This is a genomic window from Streptomyces sp. NEAU-174 (assembly GCF_052665095.1).
Genome location: NZ_JBQTCE010000004.1, coordinates 719,866 through 728,211 on the forward strand (window position 1 = coordinate 719,866; position 8,346 = coordinate 728,211).

9 protein-coding genes are annotated in these 8,346 nt (G+C 71.5%); 4 read left to right on the forward strand and 5 right to left on the reverse strand.

The features are described 5' to 3' along the window. The first annotated feature begins 35 nt into the window (after positions 1 to 35). Positions 36 to 737: a pyridoxamine 5'-phosphate oxidase family protein gene (locus ACT2CW_RS15575; RefSeq protein WP_445516998.1), complete on the forward strand. Its 702-nt coding sequence runs from the start codon at positions 36 to 38 to the stop codon at positions 735 to 737. 63 nt (positions 738 to 800) lie between these two features. Here ACT2CW_RS15575 and ACT2CW_RS15580 read toward each other — a convergent pair whose 3' ends face one another. Together ACT2CW_RS15580 and ACT2CW_RS15585 are read right to left on the reverse strand one after the other, a co-directional pair. Then, positions 801 to 1,790: an EamA family transporter gene (locus tag ACT2CW_RS15580; protein WP_445516999.1), complete on the reverse strand. Its 990-nt coding sequence runs from the start codon at positions 1,788 to 1,790 to the stop codon at positions 801 to 803. Positions 1,791 to 1,839: 49 nt separating this feature from the next. Beyond that, positions 1,840 to 2,349 carry a Clp protease N-terminal domain-containing protein gene (locus ACT2CW_RS15585; RefSeq protein ID WP_445517000.1) on the reverse strand — a complete coding sequence of 170 codons (510 nt, stop codon included), beginning with the start codon at positions 2,347 to 2,349 and terminating at the stop codon, positions 1,840 to 1,842. A gap of 237 nt (positions 2,350 to 2,586) precedes the next feature. On the opposite strand from ACT2CW_RS15585, the gene ACT2CW_RS15590 reads away from it, so the two are divergent. Next, complete coding sequence (locus ACT2CW_RS15590; protein ID WP_414084603.1) at positions 2,587 to 3,015, forward strand: type II toxin-antitoxin system Rv0910 family toxin; 429 nt, start codon at positions 2,587 to 2,589, stop codon at positions 3,013 to 3,015. A 63-nt stretch (positions 3,016 to 3,078) separates the two neighbouring features. Here the strand turns inward: ACT2CW_RS15590 and ACT2CW_RS15595 are convergent, their stop codons facing one another. Then, a complete protein-coding gene (locus tag ACT2CW_RS15595; protein ID WP_414084602.1) occupies positions 3,079 to 3,750 on the reverse strand; it encodes a PadR family transcriptional regulator in 672 nt (223 codons plus the stop codon). 225 nt (positions 3,751 to 3,975) lie between these two features. On the opposite strand from ACT2CW_RS15595, the gene ACT2CW_RS15600 reads away from it, so the two are divergent. Then, a complete protein-coding gene (locus tag ACT2CW_RS15600; RefSeq protein WP_445517001.1) occupies positions 3,976 to 4,800 on the forward strand; it encodes a PhzF family phenazine biosynthesis protein in 825 nt (274 codons plus the stop codon). A 40-nt stretch (positions 4,801 to 4,840) separates the two neighbouring features. On the opposite strand, the gene ACT2CW_RS15605 is transcribed toward ACT2CW_RS15600, so the two are convergent. Continuing rightward, the gene (locus ACT2CW_RS15605; protein WP_414084600.1) at positions 4,841 to 5,653 is read right to left on the reverse strand and encodes a CPBP family intramembrane glutamic endopeptidase; all 813 of its coding nucleotides are present in this window, start codon (positions 5,651 to 5,653) and stop codon (positions 4,841 to 4,843) included. A 75-nt stretch (positions 5,654 to 5,728) separates the two neighbouring features. Beyond that, positions 5,729 to 7,231 (reverse strand): glutamate--cysteine ligase, encoded by a 1,503-nt coding sequence (locus ACT2CW_RS15610; RefSeq protein ID WP_414084599.1) that lies wholly within the window; start codon positions 7,229 to 7,231, stop codon positions 5,729 to 5,731. A 447-nt stretch (positions 7,232 to 7,678) separates the two neighbouring features. On the opposite strand from ACT2CW_RS15610, the gene ACT2CW_RS15615 reads away from it, so the two are divergent. Next, positions 7,679 to 8,266, forward strand: coding sequence for a hypothetical protein (locus ACT2CW_RS15615; protein ID WP_445517002.1), 588 nt, complete (start codon positions 7,679 to 7,681; stop codon positions 8,264 to 8,266). The last annotated feature ends 80 nt before the right edge of the window (positions 8,267 to 8,346 follow it).

The following is an 8,346-nucleotide window of genomic DNA, read 5'->3' on the forward strand; positions in this document are numbered from 1 at the left end:
AACGCTATTTTGCACTAGTGCAATGGAGGACGCAAATGCCCGCCCCGGACGCCACCGCCGCGACCAACGCGCCCGACAGCACCTACCCGCCGACCGACCGCACCGTGCCCACCCGCTCCCGCGAGCGCGCCTCCTACGACCGGGAGGTGGTGCACGCGATCCTCGACGAGGGCTACGTCTGCCATCTGGGCTTCATACGCGAGGGCGCCCCCGTCGTCCTGCCGACCCTCTACGGCCGGGTCGGGGAGCGGCTGTACATCCATGGCTCGACGGGGGCGCGGCCGCTGCGCATGGCGGGCGGGTCGGGCGCCGGGGAGCCGGGGCTGCCGGTGTGTCTGACCGTCACCCATGTCGACGGGCTGGTCCTGGCCCGCTCGGCGTTCCACCACTCCATCAACTACCGCTCGGTGGTGGTGCACGGCACCGCCCGCCCGGTGACCGACCCGGCCGAGCGCACCGCGGCACTGGACGCCCTGGTGGACCATGTGGTGCCGGGCCGGGCCGCCGACTCCCGCCCCGCCAACGCCAAGGAGCTGGCCGCCACCGCCGTGCTCCGCCTCGACCTCGAAGAGGTCTCCGCGAAGGTCCGCACCGGCGGGCCCAACGACGACGACGAGGACCTGGTACTCCCGCACTGGAGCGGCGTGGTGCCGGTCGCCCGCGCGTACGGCACGCCGGTCCCCGCCGACGACCTCGCACCCGACACGCCGGTGCCCGGCTATCTCACCCGGCTCTGACCGGCCGGCCCGCCGCCCTCCGGGGCTTCGTTCCCGTCGTCCCACGCAGGGCGGCGGGGCCGGTCATCCCCCCGCCGTGAACTCCCGTTCCCCTTCCACCGGCGCCGAGGCCGCCACCGGCTCCGCCGCGGCGGCCTTCGGGGTGGAGGTCTGGGCGATCAGGGCGCCGGCCAGCACCACCGCACCGCCGACGACCTGCGCCACGCCCAGGTGCTCATCCAGCAAAACCCATGCCAGAACGGTCGCGATCACCGCCTCCAGACAGGCCACCACCCCGGCCACCTGCGGTGAGAGCCGACGCACCGACACCACCCCGGTGAGGTACGCGAGCACCGTCGCCACCAGCACGATCCAGGCGAGCAGCGCCAGTGCGGGGACACGGGAGCCCGCCAGGTCGGCGCGCCCGGCGAGGACCGTCCAGTCCATGCCCCAGGGGCGGCCGACCACGGTCAGCGCCACGGCCCCGATCAGCAGTCCATAGGCGATGACACCGAGCGGATCCGCCGGGTCCCGGCCGTCGCTGCCGTGGTCGGAGAGGACGAAGTAGCCCACCTGACAGAACGCCGCGCCGAAGGCGAGCAGCACGCCGAAGGGGTTGAAGCTCAGCCCGGACCAGACCTCCACCACACAGGTGAGCCCGCCGACGGCCAGGACGACCCCGAGCGCCGCGGCACGGCTCACGGGTCGGCGCTGGACGAACCGCACCCACCCCAGCACCAGTGCGGGCGCGAAGTACTCGATGAGCAGCGCCACGCCGACGGGGATACGGGAGAGCGCCGCGAAGTAACACGCCTGCACCCCCGCGACGGCCAGCAGACCGAACCCCACCAGCAGCGCGGGGCGGCGGGTCAGCAGCCCGCGATGGCGCCAGGCCAGGGGCAGCAGGACCAGGGCCGCGCCCGTCACCCGCAGCCAGGTGACCTCGAGCGGCGCGAGCCCCGCCTCGATCAGCGGTTTGGCGGCGACGCCCGATCCGCCGAACGTGAACGCCGACAGCAGGGCGAGCCCCAGGCCGGCATTCCTTTGCCGTGAGTCATCTCCGGATACGCGCACCGGGCCATCATGTCAGCCCGCGTCAGCACCGTCACCCCTTTGACTCCTGTCAGACTTCCCCCTCCAACGCGGTGACCAGTGGCGCGACGGCGACACCCGCGCGCCGCAGCACCTCCATGGCACGACACTCCCGGTCCTGGACGAGCGCGGCGAGCAGATCGAGGCCGTCGACGCGGGACGCGCCACGGAAGGCGGCGCGGCGGACCGCCGCATCGAGGGCGGCCGCCGCGGCGGGCGACCATCCGGCCATTCCCCTCCCCGCCGCCCGCGCGGCTCCCGAGTCCTCGACGCTGCCGCTCCACCGGAGCCCGTAGCCGATGGCACGCTGCACCAGATACCCCAGCAGCCGGATCACCTGGGGCGAGCCGCCGGGAAACGCGTCCCGTACGTCCGGGTCGGACTCCAGGAGGCCGTGCAGCAGATGGGCGGTGTCGATCCGCGCGTCACCGTCGCGCACGGCGCGCCGGCGGGCCCCCGCGATCACGGCGGCCACCACGTCGCTCACCCGGTCCTCGCATCCGGTGTCGTCCGGGCCGGCGGAAAGGGTAGGACTTCGCACACTCTCACCCCATCAGTCCCTTGAGGCCGGAGCATCCTCGCCGGGAAGCATGTGCGCATCCCACCGTGGTTGTGCGTGGATGGACCGGTGCTCCTCCTCGGGGAGGAGAGGGGCGGAGAGCGACCCTGACGAACGGGAACTGATGACCCGTCAGTATTGAATGTTCCGCGGCCCGGGGCTACGTTGCCCGGCACCGTCGCACCACACCCCGCAGCAACGCGCCGAAGGGACTCCCCCATGGCCGAGGTCAGCGCGCAGACACGCATCGAGGCACCGGCCGAGAAGGTCTGGGCCCGGCTGACGGACTTCTCCACGTACGGCGACTGGAACGCCACCCACACCAGCTTCCCGCAGGGCGGTCCGGCCACGTTGGAGGTGGGGGCCACCTATCAGGAGAACATGAAGCTGATGGGCTTTCCGGCCGAGGTGACCTGGACCGTCGAGGAGTGCGAACCGGCCCGGCTGCTGACCACCCGGGGCAAGGGCCCGATGGGCGTGAACCTCGCCATGCGGTATTCGCTGGCACCGGACGGCGATGCCACGACGGTGCGCGTCGACGGGGAGTTCACGGGGGCGGCGGTCTCCTTGATGGCCGGGAAGCTGAAGGACTCGGCGAGCACCGCGCTCAATGAATCACTGCGCAAGCTGAGCGCGCTGGTCGTCTGAACTCCCCCGCGCCCCCGTCCCGCTCCGCCGCCCCCGTGCGGCCGCACCCCCGTCCGACGGGGCTCAGCTCTCGCCGCCGCGCTCGGCGCCGCCGTTCGCCTCCTCCTGCTCGGCGAGGATGAGGTACAGCCGCTTGCGCGACTCATTGATGACGGAGACGGCCTTCTGCCGCTGCTCCGCGCTGCCGGTCCGCCAGACCTGGGCGAACGCCTCCATCAGCCCGAAGCCCGCCTGTCGGACCTCATGCATGGCCTCCCAGTCGATACCGCGCCCGGCCTCCTCCCACGGGGCGGCGGGCACCGCCTCGGCCTCGGTGCGGCCGGCCTCGGTGAGCGCGAACAGCTTCTTGCCGCCCTCGCTCTCGCTGCCGATCAGCCCCTCGTCCTCGAGCAGCTGAAGGGTGGGATACACCGAGCCGGGGCTGGGCCGCCAGGCGCCCCCGCTGCGCTCGGTGATCTCCTGGATCATCTCGTAGCCGTGCATCGGGCGGTCCTTCAGCAGGGCCAGGATCGAGGCGCGCACATCGCCGCGCCGCGCCCGGCCGCGCATCCCCCGGCCACCCGGTCCGCCGCGGCCACGGCCGCCGAACGGGGGGCCGCCGAAGGGCGGACCATCGAATCCGGGGCCGAACGGGCCGAACGCCGCGCGCCGCCCCTCACGCCCCTCGCCTTCGCCCCAGCCACGCTGGCCGGGTCCGCAGTGCTCACGTCCGTGTCCATGTCCATGAGAACGCATCGTGACGCTCCTTTCTATCGTCGATCCATCACGACACTTCAACGATATATCGGAACCGATCGGATGCCAACCCCCTTCTCTCGCCACGCCGAGGACCCCCGGGCATCCCGAGAGCCGATTCTCGTGCTGCGGCACCCTCACCACTGGCCCTATCCCGCCTCGAAAGGGGCCACCTCCGAGTGATTGGCCATGGCCCACCCGCCGCCCGCCACCTACGGTCGGCTTATGCGGATACGAATCGTCGACGCGTTCACCGACCGCCCCTTCGCCGGCAACCCGGCCGGGGTCGTCCTCCTCGACTCCGACTCCTTCCCTGACGACCACTGGCTCCAGCAGGTCGCCGCCGAGGTCAACCTCGCCGAGACCGCCTTCGCGCACCCCCTCCCCCGGGCCGCGGAGGCCGACTGGGCGCTGCGCTGGTTCACCCCGGTCACCGAGGCGCCCCTGTGCGGCCATGCCACGCTCGCCACCACCCATGTCCTGAAGACCACGGGGACCGCGACCGGCACGGTCCGCTTCGCCACCCTCAGCGGGGTGCTGTCGGCGACGGCCGACGACGGCGGCTCGATCACGCTGGACTTCCCCACCGCCTCACTGACCGAACTGCCGGTGCCCGAGAAGACCGCCGAGGTCGGCGCGGCGCTCGGCGCCCAGATCGTGTCCGCCCACCACGCCGGCCCGTTCATCGACGACCTGCTGATCGAGGTGGCCGACGAGAAGACCGTGCGCGCCCTGGCCCCCGACCTCGCCGCGCTCAAGCGGATCAGCCACCGGGGCGTCATCGTGACCGCGGCCGCCGAGGACCCCGGGTGCGGCTATGACTTCGTCTCGCGGCTGTTCGCCCCGGGCGTCGGCATCGACGAGGACCCGGTCACCGGCAGCGCGCACACAGCGCTCGCGCCCTACTGGTCGGCCCGGTTCGGCCGCGACGAGCTGACCGGGCTCCAGGCGTCCGCGCGCACCGGCCTGGTCCGCACCGCGCTGCGCGGCGACCGTACGCTGCTGACGGGCGGCGCCGTGACCGTCATCGACGGCGAACTGCTCGCCTGAGGCCCGTCGCACAACGTGTCGCACAACGCCGGACGGCGGGTCAGGCCGTGGGCAGCCAGTCCACCCGGCCCGCCAGCACGGCGTATCCGACGAAGGCCACGATGTCGATCAGCGAGTGGGCGGCGACCAGCGGCCCGACCCGGCCCCAGCGGCGGTAGAGCAGCACGAAGACCACGCCCATCGCCATATTGCCGAAGAAGCCGCCGATCCCCTGGTAGAGGTGGTACGAGCCGCGCAGCACCGAGCTGGCCAGCAGGGCGGCCATCGGGGTCCAGCCCAACTGCCCGAGCCTGCGCAGCAGATAGCCGACCACGATCACCTCCTCCAGCACCGCGTTCTGCACGGCGGAGGCGATCAGTACGGGGATCTTCCACCAGACGTCGGGCAGCGACTCGGGCACCACCGTGAGGTTGCCCCCGGCCGCCCGCGCCCCGAGGTAGAGCAGCAGCCCGGTGCCGCCGATCGCGGCCGCGATCGCGGCGCCCCACGCCAGGTCGAACCGGGGCCGGTCGCGGTCGAAGCCGATCACCCGCAGCCCGGCGCCCTCGCGCAGCAGCAGATGGGCCACGAGCGCGACCGGCACCAGGGCGGTGGAGATGCCGAACAGCTGCCAGGCGAGATCCAGCCAGGGCCGCCCCGGCGCCGCGGAGGAGTTGAGATTGGCCGCCTGGTCCTTCAGCCCGCCCGGTTTGGTCACCGAGCCGATAAAGCTGATCAGCGCGGACAGTCCGCTCGCGCCCAGGGACAGCGCCAGTACGAGCAGCGTCTCATTGCGCAGTGTCCGCCGCGAGAGCCCGTCCTCGACCACGGGCAGCTCCGCGCCCCGCGCCTGTGACCGCACTCCTGTCCCCACTTCCGTCTCTCCGCCTCATCGGTGCACCCGCCCCGTTCACCGGACAATACGGGGTCGTGGTCCACGGTGGGGGCGTCACCCGGAGAGATCGGTGGGCCAGGTGTGCACCGGTGCGTCGGTCCGCATCAGGGCGCAGTAGCGGCGGGTCATGGCCGCGAGGGCGGCGTCCCGGTCCAGTCCGCCGCCCAGCGCCCGGTGGTAGGTGGCCGCCTGCCAGGACGCGCCGTTGACCCCCAGCTTGCAGCGCTCCTCGATCACGCCGAGATAGCGGTCGCGGTCGGCCGGCTCCACGCCCCAGGAGTCGAGGCCGGACGCGGCGAGCGGCAGCAGTTCCTCGCGGACCAGCCGTACGGCGGAGGTGCGGGTCAGGGACGCCGACCGGCCGGATTTGGGCCACTGGAGGACCGCGTCGATGCCATGGCGGCAGGCCGCCTCGAAGTTGGCCGCGGCGGCCGCGAACGGCAGCCTGGTCCACACCGGGCGGGACTCCTCGGCGAGCGCCCTGACCAGCCCGTAGTAGAAGGCGGCATTGGCGATGACATCGGTGACGGTGGGCCCGGCCGGGAGCACGCGGTTCTCCACCCGCAGATGCGGCACGCCGTCCACGACGTCGTAGACGGGCCGGTTCCAGCGGTAGATCGTGCCGTTGTGCAGCGCCAGCTCCTGGAGCTCGGGCACCCCGCCCTCGTCCAGCGCCCGCAGCGGGTCCTCGTCCTCGCCGGTGGAGAGCAGCGGCGGGAAGTAGCGCAGGTTCTCCTCGAACAGCTCGTACGCGGAGTCGATCCAGCGCTCGCCGAACCAGGTGCGCGGGCGCGCCCCCTGGGCGGCGATCTCCGGCGCGCGCACATCGGTGGCCTGGAGGAACAGCGGCGGCCGCGATTCGCGCCATGCCTCGTGGCCGAAGACGAAGGGGGAGTTGGCCCCCACCGCGATCTGCGCGGCGGCCACCGCCTGCGCCGCGTTCCACGCGTCCGCGAAGCGGCCGGGAGTGACCTGGAGATGGAGCTGGACGGAGGTGCAGGCCGCCTCGGGGGCGATGGAGGAGCTGGCATAGGTGAATCGCTCCCGGCCCTCGATGTCGATGAGGAAATCCTCGCCGCGGGCGGCCAGCATCTGCTCATTGAGAAGTTTGTAACGGTCGTCATAGGAGAGGTTCGTGGATCCCAGATCGTCCGCGGCGAGGGTGGGCAGAATTCCGATCATCACGATCTCGGAGGACACTTCCCGCGCCTTGCGATCGGCATATGACAAACCGGTTCGGAGCTCTTCGGAGAGCTGATCGAGAACGCGTCCGTGCAAACGGTGGGGCACGATGTTTACTTCAAGATTGCACTGCCCGAGTTCGGTCTGGAAATCATGACTCCCGATGCGCTCCAGAACCTCCGCGTTCATCATCCTCGGCAGCCCGTCGGCCCCGGCGAGATTCAGCTCGATCTCCAGCCCCATCAGATTCTTCGGGCGGTCGAATCGCTTGTCGGCCAGGAGCCGGCCCAGCCCGTCGAGGCACTGCCGCAACCGGACGCGCTGCCGTCGCCGGCCGGACGGGTCGAACTCACCGGCTATGAGCTTCTCCCCCATCGAAGCGTCCCTCCTCGAGTGGATCATCAGCGCCAGCGGTGTGCACACCACGCTCGATGATGCCCACCAATGTGATCGATAACGCCCCGCGATCCCCACCCAGCCGATAGGCTCTGGGGGACTGTGCATTGCGCCGGGGAAATGGACCAGCGAGTTCCAGCCTACCGCGCGCGGATCAAAATGCCAGGTCATATCCGTTCATCTGGCACTGAATCGGGGAAAATCCCCGCCTTCCCGGGGTCTGGATATCCTCTTGTCGGCGATATCGGCAGCGGCTAGACGAAACACAACGGGAACACTTGTCGTATAAACTCGGCTAACGAGGCAGAGAGATAACGCCCGAACGGTCTGTTCCGGCTCCCCTCTGACCCGTGTTCCACCGACAGCGCCGCCCAAACCCGGCCCGCTATCGCTTCACCGTGTCTTCAAAGCGAGAGGCGACCCACCATGCCGCTGCATGTGCCCCAGGCCCCCGCGCCCGCCCTGCGCAGCGTCCTCACGGCCCTTGATTCCCCCACCGCCGTCCGCGAGGCCCGCACCCCCGTGCTCTCCACGCTCACCGGCCCCTTCGAACCCCAACTCCCGCTCCCCGTCCATGTCCTGGACGACATCACCGCCTCCGACGGCCCGCCGCGCACCCGGCTCACCGGCTGGCGATTCCTGATCCGCGACGGCGACCGTACGGTGGCCGCCGCGGAGGCGATGCTCACCGCCGACGGCTGGGCCTTCTCGCACTTCTCCGAGGGCCCCTATGTCAGCTCGGCCGAACTCGCCCTGAGCGAGGCCGAGTCGCAGCCCTCGGCGTACCAGCCGCGGCTGCTGTCCATCCCCGAGCTCTACATGGTCACGCTCTGGCTGCACGGCGGCCTGACCGCGGACGGCGCCGAGGGCGGCCTCGGCGCCGGGGACCTGCTGGTGCCGCTCGCCCCGGCCCCGCCCGGTATCGCGGCGCACCGGGCGCACCGGGCAACCGATCTGCTGCCCGTCCTCACCCACCGGCTGACCCGCGTCCCCTTGCTTGGCTCACCTGCCTGACCTGGGCCTTCACCAGGCCGGGAGCGTTCCTTTTACTCCTTGTTCCCGGGTTCTTCCCCACCCTCCCCTCCCCACCCCTC

Excerpts from the sequence above, each read along its gene's own strand:
- ACT2CW_RS15575 (WP_445516998.1), top strand. The coding sequence starts at position 36 with ATGCCCGCCCCGGACGCCACCGCCGCGACCAACGCGCCCGACAGCACC.
- ACT2CW_RS15590 (WP_414084603.1), top strand. The coding sequence starts at position 2,587 with ATGGCCGAGGTCAGCGCGCAGACACGCATCGAGGCACCGGCCGAGAAG.
- ACT2CW_RS15595 (WP_414084602.1), bottom strand. The coding sequence starts at position 3,750 with ATGCGTTCTCATGGACATGGACACGGACGTGAGCACTGCGGACCCGGC.
- ACT2CW_RS15600 (WP_445517001.1), top strand. The coding sequence starts at position 3,976 with ATGCGGATACGAATCGTCGACGCGTTCACCGACCGCCCCTTCGCCGGC.
- ACT2CW_RS15610 (WP_414084599.1), bottom strand. The coding sequence starts at position 7,231 with ATGGGGGAGAAGCTCATAGCCGGTGAGTTCGACCCGTCCGGCCGGCGA.
- ACT2CW_RS15615 (WP_445517002.1), top strand. The coding sequence starts at position 7,679 with ATGCCGCTGCATGTGCCCCAGGCCCCCGCGCCCGCCCTGCGCAGCGTC.